The sequence below is a fragment of the Ruegeria sp. AJ12 genome (assembly GCF_056536245.1).
Genome location: NZ_JBQFJJ010000001.1, coordinates 1,648,420 through 1,667,609, shown reverse-complemented (window position 1 = coordinate 1,667,609; position 19,190 = coordinate 1,648,420). Strand labels below are relative to the sequence as shown.

20 protein-coding genes are annotated in these 19,190 nt (G+C 57.6%); 8 read left to right on the top strand and 12 right to left on the bottom strand.

Translation table 11 applies throughout. The features are described 5' to 3' along the window. Nucleotides 1–101: 101 nt before the first annotated feature. The gene (locus tag ACR3E0_RS08450) at nt 102–1,364 is read left to right on the top strand and encodes a DEAD/DEAH box helicase (protein ID WP_480480988.1); all 1,263 of its coding nucleotides are present in this window, start codon (nt 102–104) and stop codon (nt 1,362–1,364) included. A gap of 97 nt (nt 1,365–1,461) precedes the next feature. Here ACR3E0_RS08450 and mltG read toward each other — a convergent pair whose 3' ends face one another. The 7 genes from mltG to fabD form a co-directional block, all read right to left on the bottom strand. Then, nucleotides 1,462–2,619, bottom strand: coding sequence for an endolytic transglycosylase MltG (mltG, locus tag ACR3E0_RS08445; RefSeq protein ID WP_480478020.1), 1,158 nt, complete (start codon nt 2,617–2,619; stop codon nt 1,462–1,464). Further along, nucleotides 2,620–3,885 carry a beta-ketoacyl-ACP synthase II gene (fabF, locus tag ACR3E0_RS08440; RefSeq protein ID WP_480478018.1) on the bottom strand — a complete coding sequence of 422 codons (1,266 nt, stop codon included), beginning with the start codon at nt 3,883–3,885 and terminating at the stop codon, nt 2,620–2,622. 210 nt (nt 3,886–4,095) lie between these two features. Beyond that, nucleotides 4,096–4,839 (bottom strand): 1-(5-phosphoribosyl)-5-[(5-phosphoribosylamino)methylideneamino]imidazole-4-carboxamide isomerase, encoded by a 744-nt coding sequence (locus tag ACR3E0_RS08435; protein WP_480478016.1) that lies wholly within the window; start codon nt 4,837–4,839, stop codon nt 4,096–4,098. 123 nt (nt 4,840–4,962) lie between these two features. Then, nucleotides 4,963–5,502, bottom strand: coding sequence for a GNAT family N-acetyltransferase (locus ACR3E0_RS08430; protein WP_480478014.1), 540 nt, complete (start codon nt 5,500–5,502; stop codon nt 4,963–4,965). A 138-nt stretch (nt 5,503–5,640) separates the two neighbouring features. Further along, the gene (locus ACR3E0_RS08425; RefSeq protein WP_008756330.1) at nt 5,641–5,874 is read right to left on the bottom strand and encodes an acyl carrier protein; all 234 of its coding nucleotides are present in this window, start codon (nt 5,872–5,874) and stop codon (nt 5,641–5,643) included. A 211-nt stretch (nt 5,875–6,085) separates the two neighbouring features. Continuing rightward, nucleotides 6,086–6,823 (bottom strand): 3-oxoacyl-[acyl-carrier-protein] reductase, encoded by a 738-nt coding sequence (gene fabG / locus ACR3E0_RS08420; protein WP_480478012.1) that lies wholly within the window; start codon nt 6,821–6,823, stop codon nt 6,086–6,088. Nucleotides 6,824–6,871: 48 nt separating this feature from the next. Further along, nucleotides 6,872–7,804, bottom strand: a complete 933-nt coding sequence (gene fabD / locus ACR3E0_RS08415) for an ACP S-malonyltransferase (RefSeq protein ID WP_480478010.1) — start codon at nt 7,802–7,804, stop codon at nt 6,872–6,874. A 175-nt stretch (nt 7,805–7,979) separates the two neighbouring features. Between fabD and ACR3E0_RS08410 the strand changes: the two genes are divergently transcribed. Beyond that, a complete protein-coding gene (locus tag ACR3E0_RS08410) occupies nt 7,980–9,206 on the top strand; it encodes a cytochrome b/b6 domain-containing protein (RefSeq protein ID WP_480478009.1) in 1,227 nt (408 codons plus the stop codon). Nucleotides 9,207–9,270: 64 nt separating this feature from the next. Here ACR3E0_RS08410 and ACR3E0_RS08405 read toward each other — a convergent pair whose 3' ends face one another. Both ACR3E0_RS08405 and ACR3E0_RS08400 read right to left on the bottom strand, forming a co-directional pair. After that, nucleotides 9,271–9,843, bottom strand: a complete 573-nt coding sequence (locus ACR3E0_RS08405; RefSeq protein WP_480478007.1) for a YceI family protein — start codon at nt 9,841–9,843, stop codon at nt 9,271–9,273. A gap of 126 nt (nt 9,844–9,969) precedes the next feature. Then, nucleotides 9,970–10,488, bottom strand: a complete 519-nt coding sequence (locus ACR3E0_RS08400) for a hypothetical protein (RefSeq protein WP_480478005.1) — start codon at nt 10,486–10,488, stop codon at nt 9,970–9,972. 284 nt (nt 10,489–10,772) lie between these two features. On the opposite strand from ACR3E0_RS08400, the gene rpsF reads away from it, so the two are divergent. From rpsF to ACR3E0_RS08370, 6 genes are all read left to right on the top strand, one after another. Further along, a complete protein-coding gene (gene rpsF / locus ACR3E0_RS08395) occupies nt 10,773–11,126 on the top strand; it encodes a 30S ribosomal protein S6 (RefSeq protein ID WP_170750863.1) in 354 nt (117 codons plus the stop codon). 27 nt (nt 11,127–11,153) lie between these two features. Next, the gene (gene rpsR, locus ACR3E0_RS08390) at nt 11,154–11,381 is read left to right on the top strand and encodes a 30S ribosomal protein S18 (protein ID WP_005608650.1); all 228 of its coding nucleotides are present in this window, start codon (nt 11,154–11,156) and stop codon (nt 11,379–11,381) included. 12 nt (nt 11,382–11,393) lie between these two features. Beyond that, complete coding sequence (rplI, locus tag ACR3E0_RS08385) at nt 11,394–12,029, top strand: 50S ribosomal protein L9 (RefSeq protein WP_480478002.1); 636 nt, start codon at nt 11,394–11,396, stop codon at nt 12,027–12,029. Nucleotides 12,030–12,229: 200 nt separating this feature from the next. Beyond that, nucleotides 12,230–12,670, top strand: coding sequence for a transglycosylase SLT domain-containing protein (locus ACR3E0_RS08380; protein ID WP_480480986.1), 441 nt, complete (start codon nt 12,230–12,232; stop codon nt 12,668–12,670). A 237-nt stretch (nt 12,671–12,907) separates the two neighbouring features. Beyond that, nucleotides 12,908–13,609, top strand: coding sequence for a LuxR family transcriptional regulator (locus tag ACR3E0_RS08375; RefSeq protein WP_170432816.1), 702 nt, complete (start codon nt 12,908–12,910; stop codon nt 13,607–13,609). 97 nt (nt 13,610–13,706) lie between these two features. After that, nucleotides 13,707–14,564 carry an acyl-homoserine-lactone synthase gene (locus ACR3E0_RS08370; protein ID WP_480478000.1) on the top strand — a complete coding sequence of 286 codons (858 nt, stop codon included), beginning with the start codon at nt 13,707–13,709 and terminating at the stop codon, nt 14,562–14,564. A gap of 100 nt (nt 14,565–14,664) precedes the next feature. On the opposite strand, the gene tig is transcribed toward ACR3E0_RS08370, so the two are convergent. The 3 genes from tig to ACR3E0_RS08355 all read right to left on the bottom strand — a co-directional run bounded on the left by tig (nt 14,665) and on the right by ACR3E0_RS08355 (nt 19,152). Beyond that, nucleotides 14,665–15,996 carry a trigger factor gene (gene tig, locus ACR3E0_RS08365; RefSeq protein WP_480480984.1) on the bottom strand — a complete coding sequence of 444 codons (1,332 nt, stop codon included), beginning with the start codon at nt 15,994–15,996 and terminating at the stop codon, nt 14,665–14,667. A 182-nt stretch (nt 15,997–16,178) separates the two neighbouring features. After that, nucleotides 16,179–17,303 carry a porin gene (locus ACR3E0_RS08360; RefSeq protein WP_480477998.1) on the bottom strand — a complete coding sequence of 375 codons (1,125 nt, stop codon included), beginning with the start codon at nt 17,301–17,303 and terminating at the stop codon, nt 16,179–16,181. Nucleotides 17,304–17,592: 289 nt separating this feature from the next. Further along, nucleotides 17,593–19,152, bottom strand: a complete 1,560-nt coding sequence (locus tag ACR3E0_RS08355; RefSeq protein ID WP_480477996.1) for an NAD(P)H-hydrate dehydratase — start codon at nt 19,150–19,152, stop codon at nt 17,593–17,595. Nucleotides 19,153–19,190: the final 38 nt, after the last annotated feature.

Below are 19,190 nucleotides of genomic sequence, written 5' to 3'. Positions count from 1 at the left end.
CCCATCCCGAGGCCGCGCACAACCCCTGCCGGTCACGCATACCGCGTGGCCAGTTACGATTCATCCGCGGGACAATCCCACGGGTCACAAAGGAATATGACTTGTTCAACTTTGACATGCTGGGCCTCGCCCCGGCTCTGAACGACGCGCTGAAACGCGCCAATTTCACCCAACCCACCCCGATCCAGAACCAAGCCATCCCACTGGCGCTGAACGGTCACGACATCCTTGGCCTCGCCCAAACCGGGACCGGCAAAACGCTGGCTTTTGGCCTGCCATTGATCGACCACCTGCTCGCCCAGCCCGGCAAGCCGGATCCCAAAACCGCCAAGGCACTCATCCTTGCCCCTACCCGCGAACTGGTCAATCAAATCGCCGATAGCCTGCGCAACCTGACCAAGAAAACCAAGTTACGTGTCGCAACCGTAGTTGGCGGCCAATCGATCAACAAACAGATCATGTTTCTGTCGCGCGGGACCGACATCCTCGTCGCCACGCCGGGCCGCCTGATCGACCTGATGGATCGCGGCGCGGTCAACCTCGGTTCGGTCCGCCATCTGGTGCTGGACGAGGCCGACCAGATGCTCGACATGGGCTTTATCCACGCCTTGCGCCGTATCGCGCCAGAGTTGGGAACGCCACGCCAGACCATGCTGTTCTCGGCAACCATGCCAAAACAGATGGAAGAGCTCAGCCGCGCTTACCTGACCAACCCCCAGCGGGTGCAGGTTTCGCCTCCGGGCAAAGCAGCAGACAAAATCACCCAATCGATCCACTTCGTCAGTAAGCCAGAGAAACCCGCAAAGCTGCGTGAGATCCTGTCACAGGACATGAGCGCTCTCACACTGGTGTTTTCCCGCACCAAACATGGCGCTGAAAAACTGATGAAAGGTCTTGTCGCTGACGGCTTCAACGCCGCCTCGATTCACGGCAACAAAAGCCAGGGCCAGCGCGACCGCGCGATCAAGGCCTTCCGGGCTGGTGAAATCAACGTCCTCGTTGCCACCGACGTTGCCGCACGCGGCATCGACATTCCGGGTGTGGCTTACGTGATCAACTATGACCTGCCCGAGGTGCCCGACAACTATGTTCACCGGATCGGCCGCACCGCGCGTGCCGGGCGCGAGGGCGAGGCCATCGCCTTTTGCTCGGGCGAAGAGGTCGACCTGCTGCGTCAAATTCAAAAACTGATGAAGATCGAGATTCCGGTGGCCAGCGGCACCATGCCGGAAGCCGTCGAGGTCAGAAAACCCGCACGACGTCAGACAAACCGGCGTCGGGGACCAAAACCGAAGGCCGCCAACGGGCCAGCGAAACCGACGCAATCCAGACGTCGTCGCCACGGGCGTAAATCCGCAGCCTAGTCGCCCGATTTGTCATGAAGTGACAACCGCTCAAAACAGCAGTGGACCGGCGTCAGCAATCTGACACCGATCCACTGTGCGAATTCAAAAAACCGGATCAGTTGCCAGAGTTTTGCTCGGCTTCGATCTCACGCCACTTGGCAACATTGCGATTGTGTTCCTGCAGCGTTTCGGCGAAGGCGTGTCCGCCTGTTCCGTCTGCCACAAAGAACACGTAGTTTGTATCATCCGGAGCCACAGCCGCCTCAAGGCTCGCTTGCCCCGGGTTGGCAATCGGGGTCGGCGGCAACCCATCAATCACGTAAGTATTCCAGGGGGTTGCGCGACGTAATTCACTTCGCCGCAAACCACGCCCCAACACGCCCTGGCCTTTGGTGACACCGTAGATCACGGTTGGGTCCGTTTGCAGTTTCATGCCCTGATTCAGGCGATTGACAAAGACACTGGCAACTTGTCCGCGCTCCTCGGGGACCGCCGTTTCCTTTTCAATTATTGATGCAAGGATCAGCATCTCTTCGGGGTTTTCCAGCGGCAAGCCATCCCGCCTGCTTTCCCACACCGCGTTGATCCGCAACTGCTGCCTGTCCTGCATCGCCTGCAATACTTCGGTTCGATCCTGACCGGCGGAAATGTCATAGCTGTCAGGCGCCAACATCCCCTCGGCCGGGATCTCGGCGACTTCGCCGGTCAATGCTTCGAATGCCTTCAAGGCTTCGACCACCTGCCACGACGTGACACCCTCGGCCAGCGAAACCCGATACCGTGTATCGGGTTCGGCACGTTTTTCGGTGTAGACCGCCGGAGCCTCTTCTTCGACGGCGTCAAACGAAGCGATCTCGTCAAAGTCCAGCGTCGCGGGGTTCAACTCGCGCACACGGGTTTGCGCCCGCGTCACACCGATGCGGTATTCGATTTCGGATCCGCAAGTGCTGGCGCCGCTGCGGGTGATGTCATCGATGATCTGTTGCATCGAGGCGCCTTCGCGTACCAGAAAACTCCCCGCCTTCAGCTGCTGCGCCTTGTCGGTATAGTCGGCCGCCATGCGGAAGATCGTGGCACTGCTGATTGCGCCCTGTTCTTCGAGGTCGCGGCTGACATTTGTCATATTGGTTCCGCTCTTGACCTGCAGGCAGATCGCCGTCTCAAGCGGGCCTTCCGATTTGTATTGCGATTGCCCCCACAAGATCAGACCGGCCCCCAGAAACAGGCCGATCACAAGAATGGTCAGCATGTTCGACGCAAGAGCCCGCCACATCTACTCGACCTTTCCGAAGATCACGCTGGCATTGGTACCACCAAATCCGAAGGAATTCGACAGGGCGACGTTGATCTCACGTTCACGCTTGGCGTTGGGTGCAAGATCGATGGGCGTTTCCACCGCCGGATTGTCCAGGTTGATTGTAGGCGGCGCAACCTGATCGCGAATGGCAAGGATCGAGAAGATCGCCTCGATCGCACCTGCTGCGCCCAGCAAATGGCCTGTCGCGGACTTGGTCGACGTCATGGTCGCGCTACTGGCATGCTCTCCCAGCAGTCTTTCTACTGCACCCAGCTCAATCGTATCCGCCATGGTCGACGTGCCGTGGGCGTTGATGTAGTCCAGATCCTTTGGTTCCAGCCCCGCGCTGCGCAAAGCCGCTTTCATCGAACGCTCGGCACCATCCCCATCTTCGCTGGGCGCGGTGATGTGATAAGCGTCGCCGGACATGCCGTAGCCCAAAACTTCAGCATAGATCTTCGCACCACGGGCTTTGGCGTGCTCGTAGTCTTCCAGAACAACAATCCCGGACCCTTCGCCCATGACAAAGCCGTCGCGATCAATGTCATACGGACGGCTGGCCGCCTTGGGATCGTCCGCAAACTTTGTGGACAGCGCTTTGCAGGCGTTGAACCCGGCAATCCCGATCTCGCAGATACAGCCCTCCCCTCCGCCAGCGATCATGACATCCGCATCGCCCGCCCGAATAATGCGGCTCGCATCACCAATGGCATGCGCACCGGTCGAGCATGCGGTCACAACCGAGTGGTTCGGACCCTTGAACCCAAACCGGATCGACACCTGGCCCGAGGCGAGGTTGATCAGCGCACCTGGAATAAAGAAGGGCGATACGCGACGCGGGCCCTTGTCCCGGATCAGGTTCGCAGTGTCAGCAATCGACCCAAGGCCACCAATACCGGACCCGATCAGGACACCGGTCTTCAGGAGATCTTCTTCGTCTTCCGGCAACCAATTGGCATCTTTGCACGCCATTTCAGCAGCCGCGATAGAATAAAGGATAAAGTCTTCGATCTTGCGCTGTTCTTTCGGCGGCATCCAGTCATCGGGGTTGAACGTCCCGTTGGTCCCGTCACCGCGTGGGACTTCGCAGGCATAGGTCGTGGTGACCCCACTTGCTTCGGCATCGAACTGGGTGATCGGTCCCGCGCCGGATTCTCCGTCCAGCAGCCGCGACCAGGTTTCTTCGACCCCGCTGGCCAAAGGAGTGACCAATCCAAGACCGGTTACAACGACTCTGCGCATGAAGTGCCTCTTGCCTGCTTCCTGTTATGAGAACCGCTCATACCCCGGCCCGGGGTCCGGGGGCAAGAGCAACGGCCGCTTCCGCACCGGCATCCTGTTGCCGATGGTCTTGCGCTAAACACAGCGCAAGACAATGCAAATGCCGAAATAACGCCCGATCCGCCTCTACACATTGTCTGTGAGACGCGGATCGGAGCAACGGATCAGATGTTACTGAAACTGCGCAACCGGTTCGTGTGCGGCCCGCGCCACCTCCAGCGCTTCGGTCAGGTCAATGGCCTTGCGGAACAACGCCCGACCAACCAAAGCTCCGGCAATGTTCGGAATGTACGCCAATCTCGAAATGTCGTCCGCCGTGCGAACGACACCACTTGCGATCACGGGTGTGCGGGAATGCTGCGCAAGACCCGAGATCAGGCCCAACTGCGCCTCGACATCTTCCATATCGCTATCGATATCGGTGATCAGTATGGCCGCAAACGGGACATCCGCGAAGGCATCGATGAAGGCTTCTGGAGTGAAAGCGCTTTGGCTGCGCCATCCCTCGGTCATCACAAAGCCCCGCCACACATCAACCGCCAGTACGATCTGATCGGGGTAGAGCTTGGCCAGTTCCTTCACGAGGTTCGGGTCCCAGGCGGCAAGGGTTCCGATTACGATCCGGCCCGCCCCTTTGTCGATCCAGTGCTCAACTTGTTCGCGGGTACGCATACCGCCGGCCAGTTGCACCGGCATTTCCGCGGTGCGGATGATTTCTTCGACCAGTTCAGTATTGGTATCCCGGCCCTCGATCGCGTCAAAATCCGTCAGGTGCATCCATTCGGCCCCGGCCGCAGACCAGCTGCGCGCCGTGTCGGTCGGATTCACGTGCCAGATCATCGCATCTTCCAGGCGGCCTTTGTCCAGTGTAACACACCGGCCGTTCTGCAACTCCATGGTGGGGTAAATCCTCATGAGCTTGTTCCTCCGCTCAATCGCTCTGAAAATCCAGAGTACCATACACGCATCGACACGCCTTGATTCTATCAAGATCGGCACAGTTTGGACGTTTTGCGGCATAACCGGAGAGCGGCGAAATCACGCTCGGGCTGGCGGTCCGTTGCGGCGCAGCAAATGAACTGCGGTGTCGTTGTACTCGCTTTCGCGCAACAGCACGTAGCCCAGCTTTTTGGCCAGCTTTTGCGAGGCGGAATTGGTCGCATCAACCATCGCAACCAGCGGTCCGGGCATGATGCGGTCGAACCAGTCATGGGCCGCTTGCGCTGCTTCATAACCTAAACCCTGGCCTTGCGCTTCGGGTGCCAGAACCCAACCGGCCTCGGGGAAACGATCAAAATCCTCGCCCATATTGCGATTGCCGTAGAAAAACCCGGCCTGCCCGATCAGCTTTCGATTCGATTGCTGCAGGACACCCCATTGCCCGAATCCGGCCATCTGCCAGTGTCCGGCGTTGCGCAAAAAAGAATCCCACGCTTCGCCGCGCGAACGAGGCGCCCCGCCGATGTGACGCACCACGCAGGGGTCCCGCCAAATCTCGGCGAACCGGTCGAAATCTTCTGGCCGCATGGCGCACAGCGTCAAACGAGCAGTGTTTATCATCGGGGTGGTTCTTATCATGCCCTGCCCGCTTGGATTATAGCCTCAGGCGAAACAGTGCGAACGGAACTGGCCCCGCGCAAGGGCGAATTCGGGCCGCGCACAAAAAACGGCGCTTCCGTTGCCAGGAAGCGCCGCTTTTTCTCGGATTCGAAGTGTTTAGGACGCTTCGCTGATGAATTTGACGGCGTCGCCAAACGTTTGGATGGTCTCGGCTGCGTCATCGGGAATCTCGATGCCGAACTCTTCTTCGAAGGCCATCACCAGTTCCACGGTGTCCAGGCTGTCTGCGCCCAGATCATCGATGAAGGACGCGTTTTCCGCTACTTTGTCTTCTTCAACACCCAGGTGTTCAACAACGATCTTTTTTACGCGATCTGCGACGTCGCTCATGTCTATTCCTCATTCCTTTTCAGGGCGGTCCGCCCGGTTCTGCCCTTGCCCGCTCGGGATGGCCTTGGTTTGCCCGTTCCGGGCGGTTTGGGTCCCGGCTTTCCGGGAAAGTAGAAGGCCGACCTGAACGACCGGCCCCTGCATAGATGCAGCCGCCTATAGCACAGTCGACGCAAGAGGCAAACGCTTTCGCATCCGCCTCTATTAGCGCTCACAACATGGCCATGCCACCGTTCACATGCAAGGTGCTGCCGGTCACATAACCTGCTTCGGGGCTGGCAAGGTACAGGACGGCGGCCGCAATCTCGGACGGTTCGCCCATGCGTCCGGCGGGAACCTGCTGCAGCAGACCGGCCCGCTGTTCGTCGGTCAGCTTTTCTGTCATGGCCGTGGTGATGAACCCTGGCGCAACCGCGTTGACGGTGATGCCCCGCGTGGCAACCTCGTGCGCCAACGCTTTGGAAAAGCCCACCATTCCTGCCTTGGACGCGGCATAGTTGGCCTGTCCCGGGTTACCGGTTGCGCCCACGATAGAAGATATGTTTACGATCCGGCCCCAACGCGCCTTCATCATGCCCCGGATCACGCCCTTGCACAGCTTCATTGTGGCCGTCAGGTTGACGTCAATGACGCTCTGCCACTCTTCGTCAGACATCCGCATAAACAGGTTGTCTCGCGTGATCCCGGCGTTGTTGACCAGAATATCCACCGACCCCATTGCGTCGGCGGCCTGTTTCGGCAAAGACGCGACCGCTTCGGGGTCGCTCAGGTTGCAGGGCAGCACATGCGCACGTTCTCCCAGTTCGTCCGCCAAAGCCTGTAGAGGTTCGACCCTTGTTCCGGACAAGCCGACGGTCGCGCCCGCGTCATGAAGGGCACGCGCAATGTCACCCCCAATTCCACCCGACGCCCCTGTGATCAGCGCGTTCTTCCCTGTCAAATCAAACATTCGGCTTCCCTTTTTGTTCGTTCATTGTGACGCGTTTCGAGACTATGATCAGGCCCCGATGGCGTTTAAAACATCTTCCGGTGTACCTACCGCTTTTCCAGCAATGGAGCGGTCGATTTTGCGGATCATCCCGGACAGGGCCTTGCCCGCGCCAATTTCCCAAGTTTCGGTCACGCCTTGCTCGGCCATGAACCGAACACTCTCGCGCCAGCGCACCGATCCTGTGACTTGCTCGACCAACAATTGCCGGATGAGGTCCGGGTCTGTCACGGCCTCAGCACGGACATTGGCCACCAGCGGAACAACCGGTGCCTTGATCTCGACCTCAGCCAGTGCCTCGGCCATCGCATCCGCCGCAGGTTGCATCAGCGCGCAATGAAACGGTGCGCTGACCGGCAGCATAACCGCGCGTTTTGCTCCGTTTTCCTTGGCGATTTCCGCCGCGCGTTCCACAGCGGCCTTGGTCCCCGAAACTACGACCTGTGTCGGGTCGTTGTCGTTTGCCGCTTGGCAGATTTCTCCTTGGGCGGCTTCATCCGCAACGGCGCGCACAGCATCGAGATCCAAACCCAGGATGGCAGCCATCGCGCCTTCACCCACCGGTACGGCACTTTGCATTGCCTGGCCGCGTGTCCGCAAAAGCCGCGCGGTATCAGCAACGGACAACGCGCCAGCCGCCGCCAGTGCCGAGTATTCACCAAGAGAGTGCCCAGCAACAAACGACGCCTTTGTGACCGAAATCCCCTCGGCCTCCAGCGCGCGCATCGCTGCCACCGAAGTTGCCATCAGTGCAGGTTGTGCGTTCTGTGTGAGTGTCAGGTCCGCAATGTCACCTTCCCAGATCAGGTTGCTCAGCTTTTCGCCCAACGCTTCGTCCACTTCGTCGAATACAGACTGCGCCGCTGGGTAGGCTTCGGCCAGAGCCTTGCCCATTCCGATGGTCTGGGCGCCCTGCCCCGGGAATACGAACGCGAGTGTCATTGCAACCTCTTGGATGACGTTTGGTTGCGGCGGGGTGTAAACTGACTGAAGACGCGGCACAAGCGCTGCGTGCGCTCTGCATTCCGGCACCAATTCTGTGCGTATCCTCAGACTTGTGTCATATCCAAGCGGCTATAGGTTGGTGCCTGCCAACCAAGCCTGGAGCGTTCAATCAATGCCCACCTCAAATACCTTTTCCAGCTACGGCAGTGTCACCAAAGCCTTCCATTGGCTGACCGCGTTGCTGATCTTGACCGCCTTGCCATTGGGCTGGGTCGCCAACGATATTGCCCATGACGTTTTCGATCCGGCGATCCCGACCACCGAAGCGGACATTGCGTGGGCCGCCCGCCTCTTCTCGGTCCACAAAACGGTCGGTGTCACAGTGTTCTTTGTCGCCCTTGCGCGGATATTGTGGGCGGTGACGCAGCCAAAGCCCGGCCTTCTGAATGCGGAAAACAAGCCCGAAGCCTTTGCGGCCGAAACGGTGCACTGGATGCTCTACGCGTCGCTGGTTCTCGTGCCGTTGACCGGTTGGCTGCACCACGCCGCAGCCGAAGGGTTTGCACCAATCCTGTGGCCGTTTGGTCAGAACCTGCCGTTTGTCCCCAAGTCGGCCCATCTGGCCGAGCTCACAGCCGGCTTGCACTGGTTGTTCATATGGACCCTGGTCGGGTCACTTGCGTTGCATGTAATGGGGGCGCTCAAACATCACGTCGTGGACAGGGACGGCACGCTGCGTCGAATGCTGCCCGGGCGTTCTGGCGCGCCTGAACCTCCGGCGCAGGAACACTCGGTTTTTCCCGCTTTTGCCGCATTGGCTCTGTGGGGCGCGGTGCTGATGGGAGGCTGGGTGATCGGTGTCTTTTCGAACCACTCAAATGCGGGCATTGAAACTGCCGAACTGACCGAAGTTCAATCCGACTGGCAGGTCCAAGACGGCGACCTGTCAATCACCATCACCCAATTGGGCAGTCCGGTCGCCGGCACATTTGCGGACTGGACCGCCGCAATTACTTATGACGAACCACCCCAGCCGGGGCTCGCAGGCGCTGTTGATGTCACCGTGGCGATCGGATCGCTGAGCCTGGGAACCGTGACCGATCAGGCCATGGGGGCAGATTTTTTTGACAGCGCAAAATTCCCCACAGCGCGCTTTGCTGCAGATCTGTTCAAAACCGAAGCTGGCTATGAGGCAAGAGGACCGCTGACAATCCGGGACAAAACAATTGATGTGGTGATGCCGTTTGCTCTGGACGTTCAGGACGGTACGGCAACCATGGTGGGGTCCCTAGAGCTTAATCGGTTGAATTTCGACATCGGCGCATCAATGCCAGCCGAAGATTCCCTCGCATTTGCGGTGAGTGTCGCGGTCGAATTGACAGCGACCCGCGCACAGTAACGTGCGCAAAAAAACCGCCGGGGCAAATGCCACCGGCGGTTTTTCTAAATAAATGCGTGCGGGCCTAGTCAGCCTTTTGCGCTTCGACAGAAATCTGGACCTGAACTTCGTCACCAACAAATGGCGCGAACTGACCCAAATCGAATTCGCTGCGTGTCAGGGTCGTTGTCGCGTTGAACCCGGCCCAGGGCTTGTTCGCCATCGGATGCTGGTCGACCTTGTTCAACTTCGCGTCCAGAACCACGGATTTGGTCACACCGTTCATGGTCAGATCGCCGGTAATGTTGGCCGTGTCCTCACCGGTTACTTCGATTGCGGTCGAGGTAAACGTGATCAGATCACCTTCGGAAGCACCAAAGAAATCTTCGGTCATGAAATGATCCTCGCGTGGCTTCCAGCCCGTGATCATTTCAAGCACCGGCATTGATACACTCACGCTCGAGGCGGCCGGGTTTTCCTGGTCGAACATGATCTCGCCCTCAAACCCCGAGAACATGCCGTAGGTCGTGGAGAAGCCAAGGTGGTCGTAGCTGAAAAGAACCTGACTGTGGCTGGGGTCCAGAACGTATTTTTCGGCGCTGGCGAGCGCCGTGGTGGCTGTAACGGCCAGAGCAGCAGCAAGAAGGATGGGTTTCATGTCAATCTCCGCAGTTTTGTGAATGCAAACCTGTTGGGTTGCTCAAAACAGAAAATGTGCCGCCTACCGGCGGCACACAAGTTTTTTTGATTCACAAATTCTGTTCCTTTTTGAACAGAATAAAATTCAGGCGAAAATTGTTACGCTTTGGCTCAGCTGACCCTTGAGCGCTCGGCTGACATCCGCCGACTGCAGCGGCAGTTTCATCAGCAGACTGCCGTCAACATCATAAAGCTGCACCTCATCATCCTCGAACCGGGCACCGCCCAGCGTGTCGTAGCTGCGGCGCAACACGGTTTGGGGACGCCCATTCTCGTTCTTTTGCAGCACCCGAACCTCACGGCGGATCGGATCAAAATAGGCATCCGGGCGCGGATCCATGACTTCAATAGTCAGCAGGCTGACACCCACAATCAGGAACAGCATCGAGGCCGCCAGTTTGATCGGCCAGACATCGGCGCCGATCACCGAACCCGGCATCAGCCACATGGAAAAGGCCGAGATGATCAGAAATGCACCGATCGCTCTCGCCAATACGATCCTGGCCTTCCAGTTTGCCGCAAACGCGATCTTGACCGGCACAGAGTTTTCAAAGCGTGCGTCTGTCGCCTGTTCTTGGAAAGTATTCGTGTTCATCGCGGTCATAACTTTTGCCCTGTCTGAGGTGGCCGTCCTTGGGGTTGGATACTCCGGCTAGTCCCCGGTGTTGCAAACAACTTTGAGCCGAAAAGCGTCAGGATTTGGGCACCCCAAAGGAAATTGGGCGGCGTCTCAAAGGCATATGTGGCGGGGCTTGTGCCGGGCGCTCAAACGTGTATACGGGGCCATCCTTCGCATCACGTATGAATCGCGCAGCCTCTCGTGGCAGGGTCGCGAAGGGTGAACAGGCCCCGCCTTTGAAATGCGCCTTGATATAAACAGGAGTGCACATGCCACTGTATGAGCATGTAATGATTGCGCGTCAGGATCTGTCCAACGCGCAGGCAGAAAGCCTTGTCGAACACTTCGGCACCGTTCTGGCTGACAACGGCGGCAACGTCGTCGACAGCGAGTACTGGGGCGTCAAGACAATGGCCTACAAGATCAACAAAAACCGCAAGGGTCACTATTCCTTCCTGAAGACCGACGCCCCCGCTGGCGCCGTTCAGGAAATGGAGCGCCTGATGCGCCTGCATGACGATGTTATGCGCGTTCTGACCATCAAGGTCGACGAGCACAACGAGGGCCCTTCGGTCCAGATGCAGAAGCGCGATGAGCGCGAAGGCCGCCGCGAGCGCCGTTGATCAACGCCTGACGAAAGGACATAAACCATGGCCGCAAAACCATTTTTCCGCCGCCGCAAGGTCTGCCCGTTCTCGGGTGAGAACGCGCCGAAAATCGACTACAAGGACACTCGTCTGCTGCAGCGCTACATCTCTGAGCGCGGCAAGATCGTACCTTCGCGCATCACCGCCGTTTCGGCGAAAAAGCAGCGTGAACTGGCCCGTGCGATCAAGCGCGCGCGCTTCCTCGCCCTGCTGCCCTACGCCGTGAAGTAAGGAGAGACTGACATGCAAGTTATCCTTCTGGAACGCGTTGCGAAACTGGGTCAGATGGGCGACGTCGTCGACGTCAAGCCCGGCTTTGCCCGCAACTTCCTGCTGCCCCAAGGCAAAGCGCTGAGCGCGTCCGAGGCCAACATTGCCTCGTTCGAAGCCCAGAAAGCGCAGCTTGAGGCCCGCAACCTGGAAACCAAGACAGAAGCTGAAGCGCTGGCTGAAAAGCTGGACGGTCAGCAGTTCATCGTGATTCGTTCGGCATCGGACGCTGGTGCCCTGTACGGCTCTGTCACCCCGCGTGACGCTGCTGAGGCCGCAACCGAAGCAGGTTTCACCGTCGACAAGAAGCAGATCGCCTTGGTCGCACCGATCAAGGAACTGGGTCTGCACGCGGTCGCCGTGAACCTGCACCCCGAGGTCGCAGTTGAGATCAAGATGAATGTCGCCCGTTCGCAGGAAGAAGCCGAACTGCAGGCTTCGGGCAAGTCGATTCAGGAACTGGCCGCTGAAGAAGAAGCCGAAGCGGAATTCGAGATCGCGGAATTGTTCGATGACATCGGTTCCGCTGCGTCAGAAGACGAAGATCTGATCACCGAAGACGCACCTGCTGAAGACACGGCAGCCGAAGAGGACGAAGCCAAAGCCTGATAGGGTTGCGGTTTGACCAAAATCGGGGCCTCGCAATTTGCGTGGCCCTTTTTTTCTTTGCTCACCGGGCGCGAGCAAAATTCAGCCAGATTTCGCACCTAAGCTTGCGATTGACTCTTCGTCCCGTATCATCGCCACTCTCACTCTGGAGATTTCACATGGCTCTATTCGCGCGCCGCAATTTTATCGCTCTTGGCCTGATGGCAACCCTTGCCGCCTGCAGTACGTCAGACGTCACACGCGGAGAAGCCGAGCCGTTCTCTCCCCCGCTTTATCCAAACGAAACGCCTGAACTGCGGGCTTCGATCAACAAGTGGGCGGATCACTATGAACTGCCGCGCGAGCTGGTTCACAAGCTTGCAATCCGGGAAAGCACACATCGTCCCTGGGCTGTCAATCGTCCCTACTACGGTCTGCTGCAAATCCTTCCTGCGACGGCACGCTCAATGGGATACACCGGAAACGCGCAGGGGCTGCTGGATGCCGATACAAACCTCGAGTTCGCCGGAAAGTACCTCCGCGGCGCGTGGCTTCTTTCGGACGGAGATCAGCAACGCGCGATATTCCTCTACGCCAAGGGATTTTATCCTGAAGCCAAAGCACGGGGAATGCTGGTCGAAACCGGGCTGAGATCTGAATAGGCAGACCGCCTCAATCGTCTTAAGCAAAATGTAGTCGACGCGTGATGGCGTCAAAACACGGAACCATTCCCTAGATCGCCATATATCGCAGCGTGAACTGTTGCTTTGAACACGCAATTTACCGGTACGGTTTGCACAAATACCTTGCAACGCTACCAGTGTTGACGCAACCTTCACTGCGATACGGACAGATAAGGCGATTTTCTGGGGAAAACTGCCGCCAAAAAGGTTGGACAGGTGAAACTCGTAGACTTGGCCGCTATTGATCATGAGGAAAAGTCGGCCGCCGACATCATTAATGCTGTCTGCGATGAACTGGGTTTTGACTATGCATCCTACGCCACCCTCAACCCCACAAAAGGGGACGTTCAGGGCTATGCGAATTACCCGGATGAGTGGAAGATTCACTATGGAAGTCATGGGTATCACCACTTTGACCCCACCATTTACCAATCGATGCTCAGCATTGCGCCGGTCGATTGGGGACGCTTCAACCACGACGAAAAATTCAACGCCGTCTTCCGGGACGCGCATGATTTCGGAATAACCGCACGCGGTCTGACCGTTCCCATCCGCGGACCCTACGGAGAATGCGGCCTGCTGAACGTCACCCGGGATTGCTCGGATACCGAATGGGGAAAACTGAAGAACCATGTAATGGGGGACCTTCAGATGGCGGCGGTTCAGGCACACGACACTGTCATGCAATCCGGTTTGCTGACCAAGGCACTGTCAACGCCCACCCTGTCGACCCGGGAAAAAGAGATCCTGCAATGGGCCGCAGAAGGTAAATCCCAGCAGGACATCGGCGATATTCTGTGTATTTCCCATCGCACCGTCGAAGTCCACATGCGCTCTGGACGCGAGAAACTGGGTGCTTTGACCACACCTCAGGCGGTCGGACGCGCCATTGGTCTGGGCTTAATTTACCCCGGCTGATCAAAATTTGGGCAAAACTACGGGAAACCCCCAATAGAATCAGGCCAAAACTGGGTTAACTTAATCCCTACGGTAACCAGACTGTAGGGGGATGGAAATGATCATCGTAATTGATGGTGTGAATGAACACAAGTTTAAGGACGTTTTGGACGAAACGTTCAAACTGCGTGCGCGGGTATTCGGGGAACGCCTGGGCTGGGAAGTCAATATCAAGAACGGGCGCGAACGCGACCAGTTTGACGACTTGCATCCTGCACATGTTGTAAGCATCGACGACGAGGGGGACGTTGTCGGGTGCATGCGCTTGTTGCAAACAACCGGGCCGCACATGCTGTCCGATGTCTTTAGTTCACTTCTGGATGACGAACCACCCATCCGAAGTGCTCAAGTTTGGGAAGCGACCCGGTTTTGTGTCGACACCAAAAAACTAGGACGAGGTCGCGGAAAAAACTCGGTTTCTTATGTGACCAGCGAAATCATGATCGGTTCGTTCGAGTATGCGAAAGCAGCCGGGGTTCTCGACTCGATTGCCGTCATAGATCCGGTGATGAACCGTGTTCTGCAACGATCTGGCAACGCTCCGTATGACTACCTTGGCACAGCCAAACCCATGGGCAAGGTCGTCGCAATGGCAGCACTGATGGACTGCTCGGATGAGCGCATTGCCGGCATTCGGGAATATGCGAGCATCGAACACAACGTGTTCCTGAGCGAAGATCAAGCGCTGGAGCGGTTCGCGCGTGGCAAGGTTGAGACACTGCCAAGTGCCGCGAATAGCGACTATCAACCGCTGACGGAGCTCGAAAAGTATTTTGTCGAACAATTGGCTTCGGCAAGAACGAAAGGTGAGGTCGCTTCCGTTCACAAACTGATCGAGGCGCTCTCCGATACCTTCACACCAGAGCAAAAGAGCTCCCTACTAAGAACCCCCCGTGCTTTAGCTCATGAGGCCTGACCCCCTCACCTCATAAGTCAAAGCCACCCATGCGGAGCCGTCTATTTCCAGACGGCTCCGCTTTATTTGGGGATCCCAATTTTCGGGGATGAGAAGAGGATTACTCCTCTTCCAGTGCTTCAACGGCTTTCTGCAGGTCGTCCTTGCCGACCTCTTTGTCAGAGACATCGGCCAGCTCGAAGACATAATCGACAACTTTGTCTTCGAACAGGGGTGCCCGCAGCTGTTGCTGCATCTGAGCGTTCTGCTGAACGAATTCGAAGAACTGACGCTCCTGCCCCGGATACTGACGCGCCTGGTTCATGATCGCCTGGGTCATCTCTGCATCGGTCACCTCGACCTCAGCCTTTTGCCCCAGTTCGGCCAACAACAGTCCCAGACGGACGCGACGCTCGGCCAGTTTCGTATGCTCATCGGTGGGCTCAACCGGTTCGTGGTCGTGTCCTTCGACTTCCGGATTTTCTTCATGCCACAGCTGGTGCGCGATCTGTTTGGCTTCCGCCTCAACCAGCGACGGCGGCAGATCGAACGATACTTTGGTGTCCAGCGCGTCCAGCAGCGCACGTTTCATCACAGCACGTGAAGCGCCCGCATATTCTGCTTCAAGGCGCTCGGCAATCTGACCCTTCAGACCTGCGAGATCTTCCGCACCGAATTTCTGGGCCAGCTCGTCATTGACCTCGGCCGCGACCGGCTCTTTCACTTCTTTGACGGTGCAGGTGAAGACGGCATCTTTGCCGGCGAGATGCTCCGCGCCATATTCTGCCGGAAACGCCACGCTAACCTCTTTTTCTTCTTCGACCTTCACGCCGACCAACTGCTCTTCAAAGCCGGGGATAAAGCTGTTCGAGCCCAGAACCAGCGGGTAGTCTTCGGCTGCGCCTCCTTCGAATTCTTCGCCGTCAACCTTTCCGACAAAGTCGAGCACGATCTGGTCGCCGTCTTTCGCTTTCGAGCCCTTGCGACGCGCTTTGAAGTCCTGCGCAGTTTCCGCCAGGTTGTTCAGCGCTTCTTCGATGGCTGCATCGTCGGCTTTGACAACCAGTTTTTCAAGCTCGACCGATTTCAGGTCGACCTCGGGAATTTCCGGCAACGCTTCGTAGGACATGGCGACCTCAACGTCGTCACCTTCTTTCCAGTCCTCGTTCGTCATCTTGACTTCGGGCTGCAGTGCGGGACGGTCGCCGCTGTCTTCAAAGTGCTTGTTCATAGCGCCGTCGATGGTTTCCTGCATCGCTTCGCCCAGCAGGCGCTGACCGAACTGCTTTTTCAGCAACGCCATCGGCACTTTGCCTTTGCGGAAACCCTTCATCTCGACTTCGGGCTGTGCTTCGGTCAGCTTCTCATTGACTTTGTCGTCCAGCTCAGCAGCGGTGACGGTGATATTGTAGCCGCGTTTCAGACCTTCGTTCAGCGTCTCGGTAACCTGCATTATGGTAGTCCCCATAGGATTCGGGGCGCGCAAAACAGCGCGCCAGGCAAATTTGACGCCTTCTATTTGCCCTGCTGCCTGCGTGCAAGGGGCAACTGATGAATTAGCCCTGTTTTGCAGCTCATTCAGGCAAAAAAACGCCCCGGCATGAACCGGTGCGGAGGGGTCAATTTGATCCGGACTCAGAACTTCCAGCGGGCACCCAAGACCCAGGCTTCGTTCTGGTCAAACGACGTGGTGTCATCGAAATCGTGATTGCGGTACTTCAGATAGGCATCTGTATTGATGCTGTCGATCCGCTGAACAACAGCGATGCCCCAGGCCTTGGTGCTGGACCCGTCATTTTCGAAATCCGACCCATCGAAATAATCCAGACCAATGCCGGTTTTACCCCATGCGACCCAGTCACCTTCGTATGAGACCTTGCCATACCAATAGTTCGGATCCGATGCGCCCGCGGCATCATCATCGCGGGTACCGGCCGCAACCGTAAAACCAAGGCCGCTCGGCAACAGAACGGACGCCGACCCGATCGTGTCCTTGCGATCACCTGAGCCGCCATCCCTTTCCCGAACCGCGTAGGCCAGACCGGCGGCAAACTCAACGCCGCCAGCAAACGTATTCTCATACGAAAGACCGATGTCGTAGTAGTCGTCATCATCGCTGCTGGACAGGATGTTCTGACCGTAGGCCACGCCGGCCGAAAATCCGTTTACGGTCGGCGTGTCGAAACGCACGCGGCCACGGCGTGATCCGTCAAAGTTGTCGCTGGAGTCGCCCACTGTGATGCCGCTCAGCGTGCCGTCGGTGCCGCGATAGAAAAAGCCCGAGTTCTCATCGTTGGTAAACGAATAAAGCGCCGTACCCACATATGAAAGGTCCACTTCAGCTGCGCCATCGGAAACCATACTGCCCTGACCTGCCGAGAATTTGCCCCAGCTGCCCTTCAAGGCAAAGTCGACATGCCGAATGTCTTCACGCGTCCAGCCGCTGAAATCCGTGCCCAACTGGTTCCACTCGCTCGAGCTCGGCAACCCGAGACCGGTTTCAAATCTGAAGGTGAACTCGTTGCTGCCAAAGGGCTGCAACAGGCGCAATCCAACACGGCTGTTCGACAGGGCGTTGTCCAGCACGCGTGTGTCTGTGTCCTGCCCATCATCGACCGAGATCAAAGCCGGGTTCAATTGACCGTAGAGCAGCACATAGCCGCCGCTGTTGTTTTCGTACTTCAGTTCAGCAGCGGCGGGAATGGCAGTTGTCGCCGCCAGAACGGCGGCAGTAGAGGACAGTTTCAAGTTGAAGGTCATTCCACTCACCTCACAGGTTCCGGTTTCATGTACCGTTCAAATGCTCACTAAACGCACGCGTTCCAGAGGCGCTGATCCAGTCGCGTGCAAGCATTGTATTTTCGCAACAACACCTTCACTCAAAAAAACAAAGTTCGTTTATTTCTAAGCACTTATGGACTTCGCAGGACTCTACCCCAGCGGTGTCAAACAATTTGTATCGCTCCGCACTGAAACTAGCGAATATTCGCCACGTGCTACGAAAACCCGGGCTGGCAGACTGGTACAGACCAGCGCATCTTCTGGTGGTTCACCGCGCAGATGTCTCGTTTTCAAGCCGCTTTAGAACAATTGGCATTTTCTCAGGCAAGTCTTCGGCGATCAGACCGGGCCCGAAGGACCGGGCACACTCCACATGCAACCAAGCTGCGGTTTCGGCGGCTTCCATCGGATCAAACCCGCGTGCGAGCAATCCCGTGATGAACCCGGCCAAAACGTCCCCGGATCCAGCCGTCGCCAGCCAGGGTGCTGACCGGTCGTATTGAGCCGAGTTGATCGAGCATCGACCGTCCGGTGCGGCAATCACAGTATCTGGCCCTTTGAACAGAACAACGCAACCTGCCCGCCGTGCGGCCTCGGACGCCGCATCCAGCTTTGAATACGCCGGACCTCGCGTTGGAGCAGCCTGCAGTTTCTCAGAGAGATCCGGAAACAGGCGGGCAAATTCACCTCCGTGTGGTGTCAGAATACAAGCGTCATGCAGCTGGTTGAACAAAACCGTGGGGTCATCTGCAAAGGACGAAAGTGCGTCGGCATCCAGAACGGTCGGACGTCGAGCTGAAAGTGCGACCGGCACTAGCGAGCGCGCGCGATCCAGACCCAGCGCAGGCCCCAGGCATAGGGCATTCAATCGCTGGTCCTCCAAAAGATCGGACAAGGCATCTGCGTTTTCAAAAGGCTGCAGCATAACCGCCGTAACTTGACTCGCCACTTCGATCAGCGCCTCGGGGTCTACGGCCAAAGTCACCAGACCCGCACCGATGCGCAATGCACCCCGCGCAGCCAACCGTGCGGCACCGGTTTTCCCGGACATGCCGCACAGGATCAAAGCGTGACCATAGGTGTACTTGTTCGTCTGAGGCGATTTGCCAATCCGGGCCACAGAAGCTGTAACCAGTTTCGCAATCGACCCTTCAGCCTGATTGTCCCAGGCCGTGCCCAAACCTATGGGTTTGACGACCAGATGACCCGACCGAACGGCACCTTGGTCTAAGTGGTGACCGCGTTTTCCCCGATGAAACGCAACTGTCAGGTCTGCTGTCGCAAAAACCCCCAGCGCCCTTCCGCTATCGGAACACATGCCCGAAGGCGTATCGATCGCAACAATCTTGGCACCACTGGCGTCTCGATAGGCACCTAGCAATTGGAGAGTTTCTGCCAACTCACCCTCGACCTGACGCGCAAGGCCCGTTCCAAAGACCGCATCGACAATCAGGTCGAGCCTCTCAACCTCATCCTTGGGCGGGAAATCCGACAAGTCATGGATCGGGTCAGATTGCGACCATCGCTCACAATTCGTCTTGGCATCCGGAGGCAGCCTTGCGGGATCACCAAACAAATAGGCGCTGACATCCCAGCCCCACTCCTTTAGCAACCTCGCAACAACAAAACCGTCGCCGCCGTTGTTGCCTGGCCCGCATATTATGACAGCCCGGCCCGAAATTCTTGCCAGTTCCGGCCACTCTTCAAAAATTGCGTCGACAACACCGCGACCGGCGCGTTCCATCAACTCCAGACCCGATACCTGACCCGATCCGATGGCCGCCTGCTCAATCGCCCGCATCTGTGCCGCCGTCAGCAATTCCGTCATCTCAATTCCTCTCGCGATTCAATTCCGATTACTTTTTG